The 20,825-nt window shown below is 67.5% G+C and carries 16 protein-coding genes; 6 read left to right on the forward strand and 10 right to left on the reverse strand.

What is annotated here, in order from left to right:
• Nucleotides 1-37 precede the first annotated feature (37 nt).
• The 3 genes from M9978_RS10790 to M9978_RS10800 all read right to left on the reverse strand — a co-directional run bounded on the left by M9978_RS10790 (nt 38) and on the right by M9978_RS10800 (nt 3,182).
• A complete protein-coding gene (locus tag M9978_RS10790) occupies nt 38-766 on the reverse strand; it encodes an IclR family transcriptional regulator (RefSeq protein WP_254293050.1) in 729 nt (242 codons plus the stop codon).
• 30 nt (nt 767-796) lie between these two features.
• Complete coding sequence (locus M9978_RS10795) at nt 797-1,561, reverse strand: SDR family NAD(P)-dependent oxidoreductase (RefSeq protein WP_254293051.1); 765 nt, start codon at nt 1,559-1,561, stop codon at nt 797-799.
• Between the two features lie 142 nt (nt 1,562-1,703).
• Nucleotides 1,704-3,182: an aldehyde dehydrogenase gene (locus M9978_RS10800; RefSeq protein WP_254293052.1), complete on the reverse strand. Its 1,479-nt coding sequence runs from the start codon at nt 3,180-3,182 to the stop codon at nt 1,704-1,706.
• Between the two features lie 89 nt (nt 3,183-3,271).
• Between M9978_RS10800 and M9978_RS10805 the strand changes: the two genes are divergently transcribed.
• Nucleotides 3,272-4,459 carry a CaiB/BaiF CoA transferase family protein gene (locus M9978_RS10805; RefSeq protein WP_254293053.1) on the forward strand — a complete coding sequence of 396 codons (1,188 nt, stop codon included), beginning with the start codon at nt 3,272-3,274 and terminating at the stop codon, nt 4,457-4,459.
• 30 nt (nt 4,460-4,489) lie between these two features.
• Here the strand turns inward: M9978_RS10805 and M9978_RS10810 are convergent, their stop codons facing one another.
• Genes M9978_RS10810 through M9978_RS10840 form a run of 7 tightly spaced genes read right to left on the reverse strand, consistent with a single transcriptional unit; the run spans nt 4,490 to nt 14,189 of the window.
• On the reverse strand, nt 4,490-7,684 hold the full coding sequence (locus M9978_RS10810; RefSeq protein ID WP_254293054.1) for an amidohydrolase family protein: 3,195 nt from the start codon (nt 7,682-7,684) through the stop codon (nt 4,490-4,492).
• A gap of 13 nt (nt 7,685-7,697) precedes the next feature.
• Nucleotides 7,698-8,732, reverse strand: a complete 1,035-nt coding sequence (locus M9978_RS10815; RefSeq protein ID WP_254293055.1) for a YncE family protein — start codon at nt 8,730-8,732, stop codon at nt 7,698-7,700.
• A 16-nt stretch (nt 8,733-8,748) separates the two neighbouring features.
• Nucleotides 8,749-10,086, reverse strand: coding sequence for an MFS transporter (locus M9978_RS10820; RefSeq protein WP_254293056.1), 1,338 nt, complete (start codon nt 10,084-10,086; stop codon nt 8,749-8,751).
• 42 nt (nt 10,087-10,128) lie between these two features.
• The gene (proC, locus tag M9978_RS10825; RefSeq protein ID WP_254293057.1) at nt 10,129-10,905 is read right to left on the reverse strand and encodes a pyrroline-5-carboxylate reductase; all 777 of its coding nucleotides are present in this window, start codon (nt 10,903-10,905) and stop codon (nt 10,129-10,131) included.
• On the reverse strand, nt 10,905-12,170 hold the full coding sequence (locus tag M9978_RS10830) for an amidohydrolase family protein (RefSeq protein ID WP_254293058.1): 1,266 nt from the start codon (nt 12,168-12,170) through the stop codon (nt 10,905-10,907). Before M9978_RS10830 ends, proC begins: the two co-directional genes overlap by 1 nt.
• A complete protein-coding gene (locus tag M9978_RS10835) occupies nt 12,170-13,537 on the reverse strand; it encodes an amidohydrolase family protein (RefSeq protein ID WP_254293059.1) in 1,368 nt (455 codons plus the stop codon). The genes M9978_RS10830 and M9978_RS10835 overlap by 1 nt, the downstream gene beginning before the upstream one ends.
• Nucleotides 13,538-13,565: 28 nt before the next feature.
• Complete coding sequence (locus M9978_RS10840; protein WP_254293060.1) at nt 13,566-14,189, reverse strand: FMN-binding negative transcriptional regulator; 624 nt, start codon at nt 14,187-14,189, stop codon at nt 13,566-13,568.
• A gap of 191 nt (nt 14,190-14,380) precedes the next feature.
• Here M9978_RS10840 and pdxR point away from each other — a divergent pair, with 191 nt between their 5' ends.
• The 5 genes from pdxR to M9978_RS10865 all read left to right on the forward strand — a co-directional run bounded on the left by pdxR (nt 14,381) and on the right by M9978_RS10865 (nt 20,821).
• Nucleotides 14,381-15,841 (forward strand): MocR-like pyridoxine biosynthesis transcription factor PdxR, encoded by a 1,461-nt coding sequence (pdxR, locus tag M9978_RS10845; RefSeq protein ID WP_254293061.1) that lies wholly within the window; start codon nt 14,381-14,383, stop codon nt 15,839-15,841.
• A gap of 91 nt (nt 15,842-15,932) precedes the next feature.
• Entirely contained in the window at nt 15,933-16,415 is a 483-nt protein-coding gene (locus M9978_RS10850) for a hypothetical protein (protein ID WP_254293062.1), read from the forward strand.
• Between the two features lie 103 nt (nt 16,416-16,518).
• Nucleotides 16,519-17,004 (forward strand): hypothetical protein, encoded by a 486-nt coding sequence (locus M9978_RS10855; RefSeq protein WP_254293063.1) that lies wholly within the window; start codon nt 16,519-16,521, stop codon nt 17,002-17,004.
• Nucleotides 17,005-17,313: 309 nt separating this feature from the next.
• Entirely contained in the window at nt 17,314-19,461 is a 2,148-nt protein-coding gene (locus tag M9978_RS10860) for a TonB-dependent receptor (protein WP_254293064.1), read from the forward strand.
• Nucleotides 19,462-19,726: 265 nt separating this feature from the next.
• On the forward strand, nt 19,727-20,821 hold the full coding sequence (locus M9978_RS10865; RefSeq protein ID WP_254293065.1) for a PepSY-associated TM helix domain-containing protein: 1,095 nt from the start codon (nt 19,727-19,729) through the stop codon (nt 20,819-20,821).
• The last annotated feature ends 4 nt before the right edge of the window (nt 20,822-20,825 follow it).

Consider the following 20,825-nt stretch of genomic DNA (forward strand, 5'->3'; position numbering starts at 1 on the left):
TCTCCCGCCCGGCGCATCTGCTGGCGCCGTGTCTGCTTTACTTCAGCTGCTTCAAATGCTCGGTGACGATCGCCGCCATTTCGGGGCGCCGCGCCAGACAGCGCGACACCGGGCCAACCACCACCACCGACAGCCGCCGCTCCCCGCCGGGTAGCGGCATCGCCACGCCCGCCAGGTCCGGCGTGTATTCGGTATTGCTCTGGTGCCAGCCCATTTCGGCGGCCTCGGCCAGCCGCGCCTCGACTTCCTGCGGGCTCGCCGGGGTGGTCGCGGCATAGCGCACGAAATCGATCTTGCGGTACAGCCGCTCGCGCTCCTCCAGCGGCATCTGCGCCAGCAGCGCGCGCCCCGCCGAGGTTGCATGGATCGGCACCCGGTCGCCGACCTTGGCGAAATAGCGCACCGGCTGGCGTGACTCGACGACCTCCAGGAAGGTCGCGAAAATCCCGGCCGGCGCCGCGATCGACACGGTCTCGCCGGTCGCTTCCATCAGGTCGCGCGCCAGCCGGTGGAACCGCTCGGGCAACGGCTCGGCGCGGGTCACCGCCTCGGCCAGCGTCAGCCAGCGCGGGCTCGGATAATAGCCGCCCCGCGCACGCGGCTCGTAGAGATAGCCCATCGACGCCAGCGTGCCGATCAGCTTGAACGTGCTCGACCGCGGCCAGCCCAGATCGTCGGCCATTTCCGCCGGCGTGGCCGGCCGCAGCCGGCGCGCGAAATATTCCAGAATCTCGAGCGCATTGGCGGCTTGGCGAACGGTGTTCATAAGCTGATGTCCCGCCGCCGGCGCACACTGTCAACGCGCCGTGAAGCCGCCATCGACCGGCAGCGCGACGCCGGTGACGAAGCTTGCTTCGTCCGACGCCAGCCACAGCGCCGCGTCGGCGATCTCGCCCGCCTGTACGAGCCGGCCCATCGGCACATTGGCGATCAGCTTCGCCTCGTTTGCCGCCGCTTCCGCCGGATCGCCGCTGCGCCCGGTGAAGCCGACCTTCATCGGCGTGTCGGCAAGGCCTGGGCACACCACGTTGACGCGGATCTTGTCGCCGGCCAGCGCCAGCGCGAGGCTCTTGGTCAGGCCGACCACACCCCATTTCGCGGCGGAATAGATCGGGCTCATCATCGATCCGACCAGCCCCGATACCGACGAGGTGAAGATGATCGATCCGCCGCCGCGCTCGCGCATGTGCCGTACAACGCGGCCGGCGCCCAAAGCGGCAGAGGTGATGTTGAGGTCGATCGCCTTGCGATAGGCATCGAGGTCGAGATTTTCGACCGAGGCCGGCCCCGGCATCCCGGCATGCGCCCAGAGGATGTCCGCCCCGCCGAGCCATTCGACCGCCTGATCGATGCTGCCGGTGGCCTGATCAGGGTCGAGCAGGTCGGCGCGGATGCCGGTGACCTTGTCCGCCCCGAACTGCGCGACCACGCCTTCCAGCGCCTCGGCACTGATGTCGATCGCCGCGACGCGCGCGCCCTCGCGCACGAAACGCTCGACCCCCGCGCGGCCCATGCCCGATGCGGCGGCGGTGACGATGGCGAGCTTGCCGTTCAAACGCATGTCTTGTTCCTTTGTTTGGTTCAGCAAGCTGAACCGGTTGCGGTGCCGGCCCTCTCGCCCACCCGGCCTCCCACTTCAGGGTATTTTTGATGGGTGGCCGGGTGGGGGAGAGGACCGGCACCGCACATCCAGCGAAGCTGGATCAAACAAACGGATCGGGGAATTTCCCCGTGGTGGAAATGATCGTGGTCTTGGTCTCGAGGAACGGCTCGAGCCCTTCGATGCCGTTCTCGCGGCCCCAGCCGCTCTGCTTCACGCCGCCATAGGGCGTGGACCAGCGGATGTAGCGATAGGTGTTGACCCACACCATGCCGGCCTCGATCCGCGCCGCGACGCGGTGCGCACGGCCGGTATCGCCGGTCCACAGCCCGGAGGCCAAGCCATAGGGCGTCGAGTTGGCGATCGCGATCGCCTCCTCCTCGCCCTCGAACGGGATCAGCGCCGCGACCGGGCCGAAGATTTCCTCCTGCGCGATCCGCATGCCCGAATTGACGCTGGCGAACACGGTCGGCTCGACGAAATAGCCGCCGGACAGCCCGTCGCGGTCGATGCGCTTGCCCCCGGCGACCAGTTCGGCGCCCTCATTCTGCCCGATCGCGACATAGGATAGCGTCTTGTCGAGCTGCTGGGCGTGCGCCTGCGGGCCCATATGTGTCGCGGGATCGAGCGGCATGCCGACGCGCACGCGGCCCGCGCGCTCGCGAAACGCCTCGACCACCTTGTCATAGATCGGCCGCTCGACCAGCACACGGCTGCCGAGCGCACAGCTCTGCCCGCACAGCGCCCAGGCCGAGCCCGTCGCGGCGTTGAGCGCATTCTCCAGATCGGCATCGGCAAAGATGATGTGCGGTGCCTTGCCGCCCAGCTCGAAGGTACAGCGAGTCAGCGTGTCTGCACCGGTCTTGAGGATCGTCTTGGCGGTCGATCCCTCGCCGGTGAAGCTGATCTTGGCGACGTCGGGATGCGCCACCAGCCGCGCGCCCGCGACCGCGCCGTCGCCCGGCACGATATTGACCACCCCTGCGGGGAATCCTGCTTCTTCGAACAATTTCGCCAGCGCCAGCGACGAGGCCGGGGTCGATTCGGCGGGCTTGAGCACGACGGTGCAGCCCGCCGCGAGCGCCGGGCCGAGCTTCCACGCCGCCGCCATCATCGGCACGTTCCACGGCGTGATCGCGCCGACCACGCCGACCGGATGCCGCGTGGTGAAGGCATGGACGCTGTCGTCCATCGGGATCGTCCGCCCGCCCAATTTGTCGGCAAGCGAGGCGAACCAGTGGTAGTAATTGGCATGCAGCCCGATATCGCCGCGCGATTCGCGGATCGCCCGCCCATTGTCCTGGCTCTCGATCCGGGCGAGCGCATCGACCTGCGTCGCATAGAGATCGGCAAATTTGCGCATCAGCGCGGCGCGCTCCCAGGGCGGCATCTTGCGCCACGGCCCCTCGAAAGCGGTCCGCGCCGCCGCTACCGCGCGGTCGATGTCCTTTGCGCCGCCATAGGCGACCTGAGTCCAGTGCTGGCCGGTCGCCGGATCGATACTGTCGCGCACGCCGCCGTCGATCGGATCGACCCACTCGCCGCCGATGAAAAGCTTGTCGAAGGCAATATCGGACAGCATCCCGACTCCATGAGTTATTTCTGGTTGTGGACTTATTTGTCTCTGTATGGAAATAAGAAGTCAAGAGGAGCGAGGGAGAGAGTCGCGCGATGACGCCGTTGCTGCAGGGAATCCGGGTGATCGAAGTGGGCGCGGTGGTGCTCGGTCCCTATGCCGGCCAGATCCTCGCGGATCTTGGCGCGGAGGTGATCAAGGTCGAGGCTTTGGAAGGCGATATCGCCCGCGATGCCTTTCCCCGCGGAGAGGGTGGCGGGGCGCTGTTCGTCAACAACAACCGCAACAAGCGCATGCTCGCGATCGACTTGAAAAGGCCCGAAGGGCGTAGTGCGCTGGGCAGGCTGATCGAGACCGCCGACGTACTCTTCCACAACATGCGGATCGACGCCGCCGAACGGCTCGGGCTCGGCTTCGAAGCGGTCGCGGCGATCAACCCGCGCATTATCCATTGCGCCGCGATCGGCTTTGGCCAGCGCGGGCCGTATCGCGACCGTCCGGCGTTCGACGACATCATCCAGGCGGCGAGCGGCGTCGCCGGCCTCGCTACCGCCAATGGCGACGATCCGCGCTTCGTCCCGACGATCCTCGCCGACAAGGTCGCGGCGCTGCACGCGGTCTATGGCATCCTCGCCGCGCTGGTTTCACGCGGACAAGGGCGTGAGGGCGCGATCAAGGTCGAGGTGCCGATGTTCGAGGCACTCGCCGCGTTCCTGCTCAACGAGCATCTGTCCGGCGCGACTTTCGCGGCGGACGGCAAGACCGGCTATCCGCGCATACTCTCGCCCAACCGCCGCCCGTTCCAGACTGCGGACGGCTGGATCGCGGTGCTGCCCTATACCGACCGCCAGTGGCGCGCCTTCCTCAACGAGGTCGGGCGCGACGACGTGACCGAGCAGCCCTGGTTCAGCGACCCGCCGCAGCGTCAGGCGCATATCGACGAACTCTATGCACTGGTCGCAGAGTCGCTTCCGGCGCGGACCACCGCGGCGTGGATCGAGGTGCTGGAGGCGCGCGACGTGCCCTGCTCGCAGGTCAATGGCGTCGATGATCTGCTCACCGATCCTCACCTTGCCGAGATCGGCTTCTTCGACGTGCCGCAGGGCTATCCTGCGGGCATGGTCCGCAACCTGCCGCAGCCGGTGCTGTTCGACACCGTCACGCCCGCGCCCGACACCGCCCCGCGCGCGCTTGGCGCGGATAGCCGCGCGGTGCTGCGCGAGGGCGGGTTGAGCGATGCGGAGATCGATACGCTGGTGGCGAGCGGCGTGGTGCGAACCTAGCCAGCCACAGAACCATCCGAATTTCGGTGGCTACTTCGCCGGCAGCCACTGCGCGGGCTTGTCCTGCGCGAACCACGGCGCGGGCAGCTTGCGTTGCACCGGCCACAATTCGTCCAGCGTATCCGCGTCGAACAGCTGCCCGCCACGCATCACCAGCTTCACCGACTTGCTGTTGCGGATATCCGCCACCGGATCGGCGTCGAACACGACAAGATCGGCATATTTGCCGACCTCGAGCGTGCCCATGTCGTCCAGTCGCCCGATCGTCTCCGCGGCGCCCGCAGTCGCGGCGTGCAGGATCGCCAGCGGCGTCATGCCGCCCGTGGCATGCGCCTCCATCTCGCTGTGATAGCCGATGCCCGGATGGTCGCCATGCGATCCCATCCCGACCAGCGCGCCGTTTGCCGCCAGCCTCGCCGCATCGGCAGCCAGCGCGGGCATGCGCGAGGCGTCGAGCGAGCCCCATTCGACATGCGCCAGCTTGTGCGCGATCGCCGAGGGCGACCAGAAGCGCTTGACCTTGGCATCGAGCGCGGGGTCATATTTGGCGATGAAGTAATTTTCCGCCGCCGGCCCGCTCGTGTTGACCAGCAACGTCGAGACGTAGCTCGTCCGCATCCGCTGATAGAGGCCGATCACATCCTCCTGAAACGGCGCGATCGGCAACGCATGCTCGTTGCCGGCATAGCCGTCGATCGTCTGCGTCAGCATCAGCTTGGCGTTATGGCTGCCCTCGGTCGTCGGCAGAAGGCCGAGCTCCTTTGCGGCGATCGCGATCCATTGCCGCACCGTCCGGCTCTCGCCGCGATATTGCTTGATGTTGCGCAGCCCCCAGGCGTCGCGATAGCGCCGCAGAACGCCACGCACCTGATCGAGCGAGGTGAAGCGCTCCTTCGAGAACAGCGCGGGCCCGGTCGAGCGCAGCCGCGGTCCGACCACGAGGCCCGCGTCGATCAGGTCCTGATAGGCGACCTGATCGATCCCGAGCGTCGAGGGGTCGAACGAGGTCGTCACCCCGAACGCCAGCCGCGCGCGCAGCCCCCATTCCTCGTAACCGATCACGTTGCGGCGAACCCCGCCGATATGGTCGTGATCGTCGATGAAGCCCGGCGTGACGGTCTTGCCATTGAGTTCGCGCTCGGGCGTGCCGGCCGGCACCTTGAGCGAGCCGCGCGCGCCGATCCCGGCGATACGGTCGCCGGTGATGAGGATGTCGGCATCCTCGATCACCTTGTCCCCGCCCGCCATGGTCAGCGCGCGGGCGCCGCGCAGGAGGATGCTGCCCGTGGGGCGCACGCGCGGCAGCTCGGCGACCAGCTCGACATGCGATTTGGGCACCGGTGCGGTCGCGTTCGGGATGGTCTGGAGGAAATTGCCGACCGACCAGATCAGACTGCCATCCGCCCGCCAGTTGAAGAAATCGGCGCCCATATCGGTGACCTTGCGGCCCGGCTTGTCGGGCGCGTCGAGGTTGACCACGGCCTTGGGATCGGCGGGTGTGGGCAGCACGAACAGCTGCTCGCTGGTCTGCGCCGCGATCCATTTGCCGTCCGGGCTGATGCGCAGGTCGTCGGCATTGGCGAGCGTTTCGGTGAAATAATAGGGCGCGCCCTTCACCGCCGCGACGAGCCGCGTCGCGCCGCTGGCGAGATCGACCGCGCTCAGCCCGTCGCCGGTGAGCAGATAGGCGGTGCCCGGCTGCCCGTTCACGAAATGCGGCTTCTGCCCCAACCGCCCGCGCGTCACCACGCGCGGCGCACCCCCCGCCGCCGGGATCGCCACCAATTCGGCGGGGCGCACCGTGCCGAACTCGAAGCTCGTCTGCTGCCGCGCCGCCGCGGGCGAGCGCACCGCCAGCACCGTTGCGCCATCGGGCGTGAAGGCGGGATGGGTGTAGAAGGCGGCAACGTCGCTCAATTTCACCGGCGCCGACTGGCCGTCCGCCGCGATGCGCCACACCGCCCCGCCCGCGCCCTCGCTCCACGTCACATAGACGATCTGCGTCCCGTCCGGGCTCCAGTTGGGCAGCGACGGCGGATCGCCCGCGACCGGCAGCCGCAGCGACGGGCCGCCATCGACCGGCTGGACATAGACACTGCCCAGCGCGGCATAGGCGACTTGCTTGCCGTCGGGCGACGGCGTGGTTCCTTGCGGCAGCTTGGCGCGCACCACGCCGGTTTCCTCGCGGAACCTGATCCGCGTGCTCGGCCCCACCGCCAGCTGCAATCGCGCGGTGAACGGGATGCGCGTGACCGCGGAGCCATCGACCGGCCGCCGCTCGACCTTGCCGTCGACCGCGATCAGGATCGCCGTGCCGTCCGGCGTGAAGGCATAGCGCGGGATCAGGTCCATCCAGCTCGCGCCATTCATCAGGTCGAGCGGCGCCGCGCCCAGGTCGCGATCCTCGCCTGTCGTCAGGTCGCGCACGCGCAGCCGCGTCCGGTTCATCTGCCGCGTGGCATAAGCGAGCAGCTTGCCATCGGGCGAGATCGCGGGGCGGAAAAACGTCTCCACCCCCGCCTCGCGCCCGCCCGAATTGCTGACGATCGTCTCTTCGGCACCCGTGCCGATGTCGCGCCGCACGATCGTCCAGCCGACCGGCTCGTCGAACGACATGTCGCCGACGCGGCGTGCATAATAGAGATATTTGCCGTCACGCGAGGGCGAGACGCCGAGCGTGCTCTGCCAGTTCGCGCGCGGCACGCTCGCGTCCTTGCGGATGCCGACGATCAGTTCGGCCGGCCCGCCCGCAATGTCGTGCCGCCACAATTCGTTATGGCCGAGCGCGATGCGGTGGCGGCTGACATAGACCGACTTGCCGTCCGCGCTCCATTCGGGCGAGGTCCGCACAGTGCCCTCATCGCCGGTGCTGATCTTGCGCGCGCCCTTGCCGTCCGCCCGCGCGATCCACACGTCGTCGACGCCCGAACGGTCGCTGACGAACGCGATCCACTTGCCGTCGGGCGAGAAGACCGGCTGCACGTCGAACGCCAGCCCCTGCGCGATCGGGCGCGCCCGCCCGCCCTCCGCCGGCAGCGCATAGAGTTCGCCGAGCATGTCGAACAGGATCGTCCTGCCGTCGGGCGAGACCGCGAGCGACATCCACGTCCCGCTCGACACTTCATAGTCGAGCGTCCGCGCCGGCTTGAGCGGCAGCCCGCCCTGCGCCAGCGCGGGGGCGGCCAGCGCCGTCAGTGAAATCGCGACCGCTGCTCGGATCATCATCACGTCGCGTTCCTCAATTCGGCTGCCAGGTTTCCACACGGAAGCTGTTCGCATGATAGCGCGACACGCTCTTGCCGTCGGTCAGCGGGAACTCGGTCGAGTCCGCATTGACGAGGTAGAGCCGTCCGGTGCGGTGATCGAGGTCCATCATTCGCGCGCCGAATTGCGTGCGCACCGTCGCCGCGACGCGCAGCTTGTCGGCGCCGACGCGCTCGATCACCGTCATATTGCCTTCATAGGCGCTGGCGACGATCCGCCCGCGCTGGTCGTCGATCACCAGCGCGTCGAGCCCCTTGCCGATTGTCACGCGCGAGGTGACCTTGCCGGTCGCCGGATCGAGCAGGAAGGCGGACGGCTTGTCGCCGGTGCAGGCACCGAGCAGCCGGCCTTCGGGCAGCCACTTCATCTTCGACACGTTGCAGCCGACATCCCAGCGCGCCTGTTCCTTCAGCGTGCTCGAATCGAGCTTGAGGACCATGCCGTCCATGCGCAGCGGGGCATAGATGTTTCCCTTCCCGTCCACGGCCGGGTCGTCCATCTTGCGGAACGGGAAGCGCGTGGTCGCGAGCAAGCGCCCACTCGCGGCATCGATCGTGAACCAGGTCGATTCCGCCGGACGCGAGCCGGTGATGACGTGCAGCCGCCCGGTCGCCGGATCGAGCGACCCGCTGTTCAGCCCGCCATCGCTCGCCAGCTTCGTCCGCGCGATCACCTTCAACGTGCGCAAGTCGAAGCTCAGCAGCGAACCGTCATTCATCGCGGTATAGCCGCGATTATATTGCGGCAGCAGGATCGGGCCATTTGCCCCGGCCGAATTGGCGACCGTTGCCACCGCCCGCCCGCGATCGACGTCGAACACGGTCAGCCCGTCCTTGAGCCGCGCCATGAACAGCCGCGGACTGCCGGGCTGGAACTTGACATAGTCCCAGTCGGTGTCGGTGCTCGGCAGCGTCACGCTGCGCGTCATCACATAGGGCGGCTCGGGCGCCTCCTGCGCCACTGCGCCACCCACCAGCGCAACGCTCAACGCCGCCAATACTGCCTTCATGCCAGCTACTCCTTACTCAATTCAAATGCCCGTGCGCGCGCGGTTCGCGCATGCGGAACGCGACGATGAAGGCGACCGCGCAGACCGCCGAAACATACCAGGCGAAGGCGCCCTCATGCCCCGCCTGCTTGAGCGTCAGCGCCGCCCATTCCGCGGTTCCGCCGAAGATCGCCGACGCGATCGCGTGCCCGAGACCAACGCCGAGCGCGCGCACGCTCGCCGGGAACAGCTCGGCTTTGAACAGCCCGGAGACCGAGGTGTAGAAGCTCATGATCGCGAGCGAGGCGAACACCAGCATGCCAGCGCTCAACATCGTGTCCGCCCGCCCGATCGCGCCGAGCAAGGGCACCGCGAACAGCGTCATCCCGCCGCTGAAGATCAGCAGGTTCGTCCGCCGCCCGATCTTGTCCGACAGCCGTCCCAGGATCGGCTGCAGGATCAGGAACAGGAAGGTGACGACCAGCATCGTCCGGCTCGCGTCGGTCACGGTCATGCCGGCGGTGTTGACGAGATATTTCTGCATATAGGTCGTGAAGGTGTAGAGCGTCACCGCCCCCGCCGCGCTCAGCGCCATCACCACGAACATCGCGCGCGGATGCTTGAACAGCGCCTTCAACGACCCCGCATCCTCGCCCTTGCCCGCCGGCTCGGCGGTCTCGTGCATCAGGTCACGGAACAGCAGGAAACCGCCCGCCAACACCGCGCCGAGCACGAACGGAATGCGCCAGCCCCATTCGCGGATCTCCGCCTCGGTCATCAGCGCCTGCAGCGTGAACACGGTGAGCAACGCGAACAGCTGCCCCCCGATCAGCGTCACGAACTGGAACGAGGCATAGAAGCCGCGCTTGCCCGGCTCGGCGATCTCGCTGAGGTACGTCGCCGCCGCGCCATATTGCCCGCCGGTCGAAAAGCCCTGCATCAATCTCGCGACCAGCAGCAGCGCCGGCGCCGCCGCGCCGATCGTCGCGTAGGTCGGCAGGATGCCGACGAGCAGCGAGCCAGCGCCCATCAGGATCACCGACGCGATCATCGCCGCGCGCCGCCCGTGGCGGTCGGCATAGCGGCCGAAGAACCAGCCGCCGAGCGGCCGGATCAGGAAGCCCGCGGCATAGATCGCCGCGACGTTGATCAGCTGCGCGGTGCGGTCGCCCGCCGGGAAGAAGGCCGAGGCGAAATAGAGCGCGGTATAGGCATAGGCGTAGAAGTCATACCATTCGATCAGATTGCCGACCGACCCCGCCACCGCCGCCTTGGCGCGCGTCTTGCGATCCAGATGCACCGGTTTCGAGGCGTGGGTATCGAGCGGCGCGTCGCCATCGGCTGGAACACCGATCATGCCGGGAATATTGCTCATCGCTTCCTCTCCTGCGCCGGCCTGATTGCGATAGTTTTTGTCCTATCCGGCCAGTTCGCGTGAACGTGCTGCTGCAGCATCGACCACCGCCTGCACAATGACATCGATGGCATGGTTCAAGTCCATTTCTGCTATACCTGCCGCGGTCGTGCCGCCGGGGCTGGTCACCTGCCGCCGCAGCTCGGCCAGCTCCGCCGGGTCCGCGCCCGCCAGCGCCGCCGCGCCGGTGAAGGTCGCGCGCGCCAGCTGCATCGAAAGCGCGGGCGGCAGCCCTGCCTGCGCGCCCGCCTTGGCCAGCGCCTCGGTGAAGCGGAAGAAATAGGCCGGGCCGCTGCCCGACACCGCCGTCACCGCGTCGATCTGCGCCTCGTCATCGATCCACACCACCTGTCCGGTCGGTTCGAGCAGACCATTGACCGTGGCGAGATCGCCCATCCGCACGTCGCGTCCGGCGACCGCGGCGGTGATCCCCTGGCCGATCGCGGCGGGCGTGTTGGGCATGGTCCGCACCACCCGGCCGCTGCCCAGCGCATCGCCCAGTCCGGTCAGCGTGATCCCGGCCATGATCGACACGAACAGCGCACCCTGCGCGGCCAGCGGGCGCAGGGTCTCGCCGATCGAGGGAAACACCTGCGGCTTCACCGCCAGCACCACGGCGAGTTCGCCCTCAACCTCCACCGCGTCGAGCGAGTCCACCCGCTCGGCGCCGTCAGGCAGTTCCGCCGCCATCGGATCGAACACCAGCACGCGGTGCGCACCATTCCAGCCGCGCGCCATCGCGCCGCCCATCCGTCCGCACCCGACCAGCAACACGTTCATCAGCGAGCATCCCTATAGCGTTCCGCGAGCACGTCCTGACGCGATCGTGTCGACGCCTGCCGCCCCTCGATGATCACGCTAACGGCACTGGTCGAAGGCTCAAGCGGATCGCCATCCCACACCACCAGATCGGCGTCGGCGCCAGCGGCCAATGTGCCGCCGCCGGCCTTGCCCCAGATCGTCTGCGGATTGACCGTCACCGCACGCAGGGCCTCGATGTACGGCAGCCCGTTGGCGACCGCGAGCCCGGCGCCCTCGCGCAGCGCCATGCCGGCATTGTAGGTCTGGTGGATCTTGCCGCCGGCCAGGCCGAACGCGACCGGCACGCCCGCGCGCGTCAGGATCGCGGCATTGTCCTGCCGCGCGCCAAGCTCGTCGAAGCTGCCGGGCAGATTGACCGACGGGTCGAGCACCACCGGGATCTTCGCCGCCGCCAGCCTGTCGGCCACGCGCCACGCCTCGGCGCCCTCGACGATCACCACACGGATGCTGAAGTCGGCCGCCAGCTGGGTCGCCTGCAGGATATCGGATTCGCGGTTGGTCTGGATCGCCAGCGGCATTTCGCCCGCGAGCACGCCGCGGATCAGGTCCTCGCCTGCCCGGCGGCCGCGCCCCGACGGCGGGCCGAGCCGGTCCTTCTTGTCCTTCTCGCCGGCGTCGCGCGCGGCCACCGCGATCTTCGCGTCGGTCAGCGCCTTGCGCAGCACGGTCCATTGCTGCGCGCGCGAGCCGAGCCGGTCCCACGCGCCGCCGCCGATCACGGCAAAAACCGCGGCTTCGCGCGATTCGAGGATATCGACACCATCGCGATAGCGCGCGATCACCGGCTCGCCCGCGAACACCGGATGCCGCGACTGCGCTGGATACACCAGCGCGCGGGTGATGCCGTCGGCGCGGATCAGGTCGACCAGCGTCGAATTGCCGTTGAGCGCACGCGCCGGGTCGAAGCCCGGATTGCGGTCGTCGGCCGAACCCACGTCACGCGTGGCGCTGGCTGAATTGACCTCGACCAGCCCGACCTGAGTCGCTGCGTTCATCAGGCCCGGCGTCACCGGCTTGCCGCGCGCGTCGATCACGGTCGCGCCCTGCGGCACGCCGCCGCCCGGCGTGACCGACACGATCTTGCCATTCTCGATGAGGATGGTGGCGTCCTTCACCGGATCGCCCGTCTCCATCGTCCACGCCTCGGCATGGGTGACGGCGAGCGTCTGCGCCGCGGCCGGCGAAGCGGCGGCAAGCGCCAGCAGCATTGCGAGCGTCTTCATCACTGCGCTCCCTTCCGCCCGAGTTCGAAGTCCGACACCGGCGCGCCCGGCGGCTTCGACCGGTCCCATGCCACCGCGCCGTCGATCAGCACCAGATCGGCCTTGGTGTAGATGCTGAACGGATTGCCCGACCACAGCACCAGATCCGCCTGATAGCCGGGCTTGAGCGTGCCGACTCGGCTCTCGAGCCCGAGCAGTTTCGCCGGGTTGCTGGTGGTCCATTTGATCATCACCTCGGGCGGCGTCTCGATGCCGATGCGCCGTCCTGCCGCTGCCGCCTTCGCCGCGGTGATGTTGAGCCGCTGGCCGTCGGCCGCCGAGTCCGAATGCATCATCACGCACACCCCCGCGCGCTCGAGCATCGGCGCACCGGCGCGCACCGCGTCCTGCGCTTCCATCTTGAAGCCCCACCAGTCGGCCCATACCGCCGCGCAGGTGCCCGACGCGCGCAGCAGGCCGGGGATCTTGTACGCCTCGGTCGCATGATGGATCGCGCCGATCTTGAACCCGAACTCCTTCGCCACCGCCAGCACCGACGCGATGTCGTTGGCGCGATAGCAGTGCAGGTTGACGCGGATGTCGCCCGCCATGATGCCGAGCAGCGCTTCCTTCTTGAGGTCGCGACCGGCCTTGCCCGCCGCGCGGTCGCGGCCATAGGCCTGCGCGTCGAGGAACGCCTGGCGCATATAGGCGATCACGCCCTGGCGGCTGTTCGGCCCGTCATTGTCCTTGTCGCCGCCCCAGCTCTTGGGGTTCTCGCCGCACGCCATCTTGAAGCCCTGCGCGCCGCCGGTGACCTTCATGTCCCATACCGTCGCGCCGCGCACCGGCTTCACCACGACCGAGCGGCCGGCGAAGATCGGGGTCGATCCCGGCAGGATCTGCATCGTCGTCACGCCGTTCATCAGCCCGCGGTCGAAGCCCATGTCCTGCGGATTGACCGCGGTCTCGATCCAGGTGTCGGCGCCGTTGGGGCTGCTCGTCTCGGCGACGTCGCTCGACTCGCGGTCGATATCGGTCAGCGGCACGACGAACGTGCCGTTATGCGTGTGCACGTCGATCACCCCTGGGGTGATCCAGCGCCCCTTGGCATCGACCTCGCGCACGCCCGGATTGGCCAGCGCCTTGCCGGTCGCGACGATCTTGCCGCCGCGCACCAGCACGTCGCCGCCTTCGATCCGCCCGCCGGCGCCGTCGAGGATCGTGGCGTTGCGCAGCAGCATGTCGTCGGGCCGCGGCGTTCGATAGTTGCTGGGAAACGGGTCCGCCCGCGCCGGCGCTGCCGCCTGCTGCGCGGTTCCGGGGACCGGCGCGGCCAGCAGCGTGATCGCCGCCAGCCCCGATCCCAAAGCCATGTTCTTCGCCATACTCACCCCCAAAACATGGCGGCCCCGGTTATCTTCCGGGATTGAACCGCCGCATCCACGCCGTCATCGCATCGTCGGGCAAGGCCCCGAGGATCGCGTGCAACGTCTCCGGGGTCTCATCCTGCCCCAGTTTGAACTTCGCCGACAGGCTGGTGACGCGCGCGCGGAAGCCGATGATGCGGCTCTTCATCCCCGTATAGCGCTCGCCCAGCTCGCTCGCCGTCCATGGCGCCGCACGGCCGGATTCGACCGCGTCGGTCAGCACTTGCAGCGAATGGTCGGTCAACGCCTCGTCGAACCGGATCTCGGCGCCGATGCGGACCTGCGCATAGTTCCAGGTCGGACCCCAGTCGCGCCGCCCGGCATGTTCCGGGCTGACATAGGCGTCAGGCCCCTTGAACAGGATCGAGGCGCGCGGATCGCCCGACAGCCTGGCATAGAGCGGGTTGGACCTGGCGAGATGCCCGATCAGTTCGACCAGCTCATCCGCCTCGTCATACACGCCGATCAGCGGCAACAGGCTCGCCTCGATCGCGTCGTCCGATCCGCCGCACACCCACGCCAGCGGATACGCCTCGATCAGCGCGCGCACGTCGGCCGGCGCGAACCGCTCGAACAACGGCACCTGTTTCGCGCCTGCTCCGTTCGCCAACGCTGCTGCCCCTTCAGCTCCGCTCATTCGCCCCAACACTCATCATTGAGCCTCCTTGTCCCCGAGGCTTGGACTGGCATCAAGCACCAAGACGAAAAAGGCCGATGGTCCAGCGCCCCATTGCGCGCGTGGATCGCGGGCGTTAGGCTTGGCCCCTTCCTCCACCAATATGCAGTTAGAGGAGTGGTCCAATGCTTCGGCCCTGGCAGGTCAGTCTCGGCGATCGCATCGATCCATCGCGTGACGTGCCGATCTATATGCAGATCATCCAGGCGCTGATCCGCGACATCGAACGCGGCCGGCTCGCGTCCGGCACCTATCTCCCCAGCAGCCGCGAGCTGGCGCACATATTGGGCGTCAACCGCAAGACGGTGGTGCTCGCCTATGAGGACCTGATCGCACAGGGCTGGCTCGCCTCCGCGGGCACGCGCGGCACGATGGTCTCGACCTCGCTGCCCGATCAGGTCGGCAAGCAGCATAGCGAGGCCGAAGTGACGATGAGCAACGTGCCCATCGACTATCGCTTCGCCACGCCACCCGAACGCGCGCTGGCGCTGCCCTCCGGCCCCGGCCTCAAGCTCGACGAGGGCGCGCCCGACGGCCGGCTGTTCCCCGCCGACCTGCTCGCCCGCGCCTATCGCTCCGCCGCGCACCGCGCCTCGCGCGAGAATGGCTTCCAGTATCGCGACCCGCGCGGCTCGCCGGGCTTGCGCGAAAGCGTCGCGACGATGCTCAAGAGCCAGCGCGGCCTGCCGGTGAGCATGGAAAATATCTGCATCACGCGCGGCAGCCAGAACGGCATCTTCCTCGCGGCGCACGCGCTGGTCCAGCCGGGCGATTCGGTGATCGTCGAGGAATTGACCTACGAACCCGCGGTCGCGGCGTTCAAGGCGCTCGGCGCCAAGATCCTGCCGGTCGGACTCGATGAGGACGGCATCGATATCGACGCGGTCGAGCATGCCTGCCGCCGCAACGCCGTGCGCGCGGTGTTCGTGACGCCGCACCACCAGTTCCCGACCACCGTCGCGCTGCGCCCCGAACGCCGCCTGCGCCTGCTCGAGCTCTCGCGCCAGTTCGGCTTCGCGATCATCGAGGACGATTACGACCACGAATTCCATTTCGAATCGCAGCCGCTGCTGCCGATGGCCGGGTACGGACCGGGGCACGTCATCTATGTCGGCTCGCTCTCGAAGCTGCTGCTGCCGGCGTTGCGCATCGGCTATGTCGCCGCGCCGCCGCCGGTAATCGACGCGCTGGCGCACATGGTCTCGCTGACCGACGGCATGGGCAACACGCTGACCGAGGACGCGGCGACCGAGCTGATCGAGAATGGCGAGCTGCGCCGCCACGCGCGCAAGGTACGACAGGTCTATGCCAAGCGCCGCGAGACCTTCGCCGCGGAGATCGACCGCACGCTCGGCGACCTGGTCGATTACAAGCTGCCCGATGGCGGCCTCGCCTTCTGGCTGCGCTTCCACACCGATCTCGACGCGATGGAGGCGCGGGCGGCGGCGATGGGGCTACGCTTCGCCTCGTCGCGCTCGTTCATGACGCGCGAGGGCGCGCAGCAGGGGCTGCGCATCGGCTTCGCCAGCCTCAACGCACATGAGGCGCGGACCGCGGTCGCCGCGCTGCGCGAAGCGGCGGGCTAGGGCCACTGGTCCCATCGATCGGGCCAGGGTTGGATGTTTTGCGATCCACTCGATGCGCCGATGCTGATTGGGTCTCAGGGAGAAGCCCAACATGAAGCTCATCGCACTCACGCTCGCCGCGTCGTTCGCCGCCATCGTTCCTGCCAGCGCGCAGACCAGCCCCGCCGCGCCTGCGGCCGCCGCCGAGGCATGGCCCGAAGCGTGGTTCGAGATCTTCAAGCTCGCCCCCGGCAAGCAGGAAGACTTCATCCGCCGCCTCGACCAGACCGATCAGGTGCGCGCCGCCGCGGGCCTGCCGCCGGTGCAGATCTTCTTTCACGAGAATGGCGCCGAGTTCGACGTGATCCTGTTCAAGCCGGTCGCTGCGGCGCCGACGCCGGAGCAGGAGGCGAAGATGGCGGCCAAGCGCAAGGAGCTCGGCATCCCGAGCGGCCCGGCCTATTTCGTCGATATCCGCGAGTTCATCGCCTCGCACACCGACTCCAGGACGATCGGCCCGGTCTCGGCCGGCCAGTGGATCAGGCGTCTCGATGGCTGGCGCGCCGCCAACCCGCCCCGCGCCAAGTTCAAGTAACCGGCGCAAGGGGGTCCTTCCTGGTCCCCTCTACCCCGGGTCAGTTGGATGTTTTGTGTTCCACCCAACGGGCCGAGCGTCATCCTATCCAAGGAGGAACGTCATGAAACTCATCGCACTCACACTCGCCGCATCGCTCGCGGCGATCGTCCCGGCCGCCGCGCAGACCAAGCCGGCGACGCCTGCGCCCGCCGCCGAGGAATGGCCTGAAGCCTGGTTCGAGATCTTCAAGCTCGCCCCGGGCAAGCAGGAGGAATTCATCCGCCGCATCGATCAGGCCGATCAGGTTGCCGCCGCCGCGGGCCTGCCGCCCATCCAGCTGTTCTTCCACGAGAATGGCGCCGATTTCGACGTGATCCTGTTCAAGCCGGTGACCGGTTACAAGCCGACGCCCGAGCAGGAAGCCAAGATGGCGGCGAAGCACAAGGAACTCGGCCTGCCGAACGGCCCGGCCTATTTCGTCAACATCCGCGAGCTCGTCGCCGAGCATACCGACTCGAAGACGGTCGGCCCGGTCTCGGCCGGCAAGTGGCTTGCGCGCCTCGATGCCTGGCGCGCGAGCAACCCGCCTCGCGCCAAGCTCAAATAAGACGCCCCTCCGCCCGCGGCGCCACGCCGCGGGCGGCACAACTACATGGCGCTACCAGTTAGTTGCGAATGATACGCATTTACATCGATTACGGATAGCGCTACCCGCCCCGCACGACATGCCGGGGATTGGCCCCGGCTGCTTACCCGTCCTGGCCCCGTTTATACCCAATTGGTCCCTTGCCAACCTGCAAACTGGATGTTTCGCGGCCCAATTTCGACGATCAGTGTCAGGATGCGATAACAGGTCTGAACCAAAAGGTCGGACCGTGTCGGGAGGAAACACGAACACCATTTCGGGGGATTGAACATGGTAGCCTATCGTACCGTCATCCGGGGAACCGCCCTGACCGCGCTCGCCGCGGCACTTGTCTCGACCGCGCCCGCTTTCGCGCAGGACACCGCCGAGGACGAGAACAGCATCATCGTCACCGCGCAGCGCGACAACCAGACCCAGGTCAGCCGCAATGGCTCGCTCGGTGCGCTGGGCGACAAGGACGCGATGGACACGCCGTTCGCGGTCAAGAGCTACAATGAGGCGCTGATCCTCAACCAGCAGCCGCTGACGCTCGGCGCGGTGCTCGAGAACGATCCTTCGGTGCGCACCACGCTCGGCTTCGGCAACATGTCCGAACAGTTCGTCGTCCGCGGCTTCAATCTGTTTGGCGAAGACATCGCGATCGACGGCCTGTTCGGCGTCACGCCGCGCCAGCTCGTCTCGCCCGAGCTCTACGATCAGGTCCAGATCCTCAACGGCGCGAGCGCCTTCCTGTTCGGCGCAGCGCCGGGCGGCTCGGCGCTGGGCGGCACCGTCAACCTCTCGCCGAAGCGCGCGAAGGACAAGGACACCAACCGCCTCACCGTCAACTATCTGTCGGACCAGCATCTCGGCGGCGCGTTCGACTTCGGCCGCCGTTTCGGCGACGGCACATTCGGCGCGCGCATCAACGGCGCGTACCGTTCGGGCGACATTTCGGTCGATGACGAATTCCGCAAATCGGCGGTGGTCGGCGGCAGCTTCGATATCCGCACCGACAATCTGCGCGTCAGCCTCGACCTCGCCTATCAGAGCGTCAAGGCGCAGCACATGCGGCCGATGGTCCAGCTTACCGGCACCGCAACCACTCTGCCGACCCCGCCCCGCGCCGATCTCAACTACGGGCAGAACTGGTACAATCAGACGATCCGCGACATTTTCGGCATCTTCAAGTTCGAATATGACGTGACCGAAAATCTGTTGTTCTATGCCTCGGCCGGTGCTCGCGACACCGCGGAGCGCGGTATCTATCAGGGCTTCCAGGTGCGCAATTCGATCACGGGCGACGCGTTCGTGACCGGTTCCAATATCCCGCGCAACGACAACAACGAAGCAGCACAGGCCGGTCTGCGGCTGAAGGGCGAAGGCGCGGGCATCACCCACCAGCTCAACCTCGGCTATTCGCACAGCCGCTACATCAACCGGAACTCCTTCGAGTTCGGCCGCTTCGACGCCGATACCGTCGGCGGCACCAATTTGAACAACCTTTACAATCCACGGCAGATCGCTCTGCCGGTGTTTAACGCCTTCCGGGCCGGCAACCTCGCCGATCCGAGCCTCGTCAGCCGCACCCGCCTCGACAGCATCTTCGTGTCCGACACGCTGGGCTTCGCCGACGATGTCGTGCAGGTGACCCTCGGTCTGCGATATCAGAACATCCATCTGCGGCAATATGATCGGAACTCGGGCGCCCAGACCAGCGAGTACAGCAAGGGCACGACCTCGCCGGTCGTCGGCATCGTGATCCGGCCGAGTGAAAAGATTTCGCTCTACGCCAATCGTATCGCGGCGCTGCTTCAGGGGCCGGTTGCCTTGGCCCCCGCGCTCAACGCCGGGCAGGTGTTCCCGCCCTATCAGGCCGTGCAATATGAGGTCGGCGGCAAGCTCGCGCTCGGTCGGTTCAACGCGTCCATCGCGGCGTTCCAGACCGATCGGCCACAGACGCTGACCGTCAACAACGTATTCACGCTCGATGGCTTGCAGCGCAACAAGGGTATCGAGGTCAGCGTCGACGGTGAACCCGTCAAGGGCCTGCGCATCATCGCCGGCGTCTCCATCACCGATGCCACGCAGCAGCGCACGGCTGGCGGCGCGAACGACGGCCGCAATGCGCTCGGCGTGCCCGAATACACGGCCAACGCCAATGTCGAATGGGATGTGTATGGCGGCCTGACGCTCACCGGCCGGGTGATGCAGACCGGCAAGCAGGCGTTCAACGTCACGAACAGCATCATTCTGCCAGAGTGGACCCGCTTCGACCTCGGCGCGCGCTACGTGTTCGCCGTGGCAGATGCACCGATCACGCTTCGCTTCAATGTCGACAATGTCGCCAACAAGCGCTTCTGGGCGTCTTCGATGGGCGGCTATCTCGTCCAGGGCCTGCCGCGCACGTTCAAGGCTTCGGCCACGATCGACTTCTGATCATCCGCGGCTCTGCCGCACGATACCTGACGGCCCGGTCGACGACGACCGGGCCGTTTTTCGTCGGGTTCGCGCCAAAGCTTACCCGCCGGCTTGGCGCGGCACCCGTCGCCGCGGTAGCGCTGGAACCCTCAACATGATAATTGTGTTTTATACATCGCTATAGTACAATTTGGAAGTGAAACCGCTGCCTTCGCCATTGGTCCCCCAATCCCGCGCCAAGCTGGATGTTTTGCGGTCCTTGCCGGGCGGGCACACCGGCAGGATGAGCGTGTCTTCAGCCCCCTCGCCGCGGCCGCTGCGCCGCCAGATCCTCACCATCCATCGCTGGCTCAGCCTCGGCGCGGCCATCTTCTGGCTGCTCCAGGCAATCAGCGGCGTGCTGATCGTGTTCCACTGGGAAATCACCGACGCCAGCGTCGCTGGCGCGCGCAAGCCGACCGACCTCGCCGCGATCGAGCGCCGCATCGACGCGCTCGCGCCGGAGGGCAGCGGCATGGCGGTCAAGTCCGTGTGGACCACCGCGAGCGGCAGCGAGCGCTACAATATCGCACTCGAGGACGCCGCCGGTGACGGCCGCAGCGTGCGCATCGCGGGCGACGGCACCGAACTCAAGGTCAGCAAGGACGGCGACACCACTTTCATCGGCTGGATGGTCGGCTTTCACCATGATCTGCTGGGCAGCTGGGGCAGCTGGCTCGTCGCGATCAGCGGCATCCTTTTGTGCACCAATCTGATCCTCGGCATCGTCACCGCCTGGCCGAAGCGCGGGACGTGGAAACAGGCGCTCCGCCCCGCCACGCGCGGGCCGTCGGCGGCGAAGCTCTACACCTGGCACCGCGCGCTCGGCCTGTGGGTCGCGATCCCCGCGCTGATCATCGTGCTGAGCGGTACGCTGATGAAGTTCGAAAAGGGCGTCGGCAACCTGATCGGCGCCACGCCGGTCTCGCTCCCCGCCAATCCACCGGCCGGCGATCCGGTCGGTTTCGCCACCGTCTCCGCCGCCGCGCTCGCCGCGATTCCGGGCAGCACGCTCACCGCCGTCACCTGGCCCAAGGCCGAGGACGCGACCTACACGATCCGCGTCCTCGCGCCCGACGAGATCCGCCGCGGCTATGGCGGCAGCATCGTGCTGGTCGATGCCAATAGCGGCAAGGTCCGTGGTACATATCCGATCATGCAGGCCGAGCCGTCGCGCGCGTTCATGAGCGCGCTGTTTCCGATCCACACCGGCGAGGCCGGCGGTCTGGTCGGCCGCATCCTGTCGGTCTTTATCGGGCTGTGGCTGATCACGATGATCGTCGCCGGCACCATATTGTGGCTCAAGCGCCGCAAGCCGCGCGCGCGTCCCACTGCCTGAAAGG

The organism is Sphingomonas tagetis (assembly GCF_024211275.1).
Classification (GTDB): Bacteria; Pseudomonadota; Alphaproteobacteria; order Sphingomonadales; family Sphingomonadaceae; genus Sphingomonas; species Sphingomonas tagetis.

Coding starts and splice junctions, on each gene's coding strand:
- M9978_RS10790 (WP_254293050.1), bottom strand. CDS start 766: ATGAACACCGTTCGCCAAGCCGCCAATGCGCTCGAGATTCTGGAATAT.
- M9978_RS10795 (WP_254293051.1), bottom strand. CDS start 1,561: ATGCGTTTGAACGGCAAGCTCGCCATCGTCACCGCCGCCGCATCGGGC.
- M9978_RS10800 (WP_254293052.1), bottom strand. CDS start 3,182: ATGCTGTCCGATATTGCCTTCGACAAGCTTTTCATCGGCGGCGAGTGG.
- M9978_RS10805 (WP_254293053.1), top strand. CDS start 3,272: ATGACGCCGTTGCTGCAGGGAATCCGGGTGATCGAAGTGGGCGCGGTG.
- M9978_RS10810 (WP_254293054.1), bottom strand. CDS start 7,684: ATGATGATCCGAGCAGCGGTCGCGATTTCACTGACGGCGCTGGCCGCC.
- M9978_RS10815 (WP_254293055.1), bottom strand. CDS start 8,732: ATGAAGGCAGTATTGGCGGCGTTGAGCGTTGCGCTGGTGGGTGGCGCA.
- M9978_RS10820 (WP_254293056.1), bottom strand. CDS start 10,086: ATGAGCAATATTCCCGGCATGATCGGTGTTCCAGCCGATGGCGACGCG.
- proC (WP_254293057.1), bottom strand. CDS start 10,905: ATGAACGTGTTGCTGGTCGGGTGCGGACGGATGGGCGGCGCGATGGCG.
- M9978_RS10830 (WP_254293058.1), bottom strand. CDS start 12,170: ATGAAGACGCTCGCAATGCTGCTGGCGCTTGCCGCCGCTTCGCCGGCC.
- M9978_RS10835 (WP_254293059.1), bottom strand. CDS start 13,537: ATGGCGAAGAACATGGCTTTGGGATCGGGGCTGGCGGCGATCACGCTG.
- pdxR (WP_254293061.1), top strand. CDS start 14,381: ATGCTTCGGCCCTGGCAGGTCAGTCTCGGCGATCGCATCGATCCATCG.
- M9978_RS10850 (WP_254293062.1), top strand. CDS start 15,933: ATGAAGCTCATCGCACTCACGCTCGCCGCGTCGTTCGCCGCCATCGTT.
- M9978_RS10855 (WP_254293063.1), top strand. CDS start 16,519: ATGAAACTCATCGCACTCACACTCGCCGCATCGCTCGCGGCGATCGTC.
- M9978_RS10860 (WP_254293064.1), top strand. CDS start 17,314: ATGGTAGCCTATCGTACCGTCATCCGGGGAACCGCCCTGACCGCGCTC.
- M9978_RS10865 (WP_254293065.1), top strand. CDS start 19,727: ATGAGCGTGTCTTCAGCCCCCTCGCCGCGGCCGCTGCGCCGCCAGATC.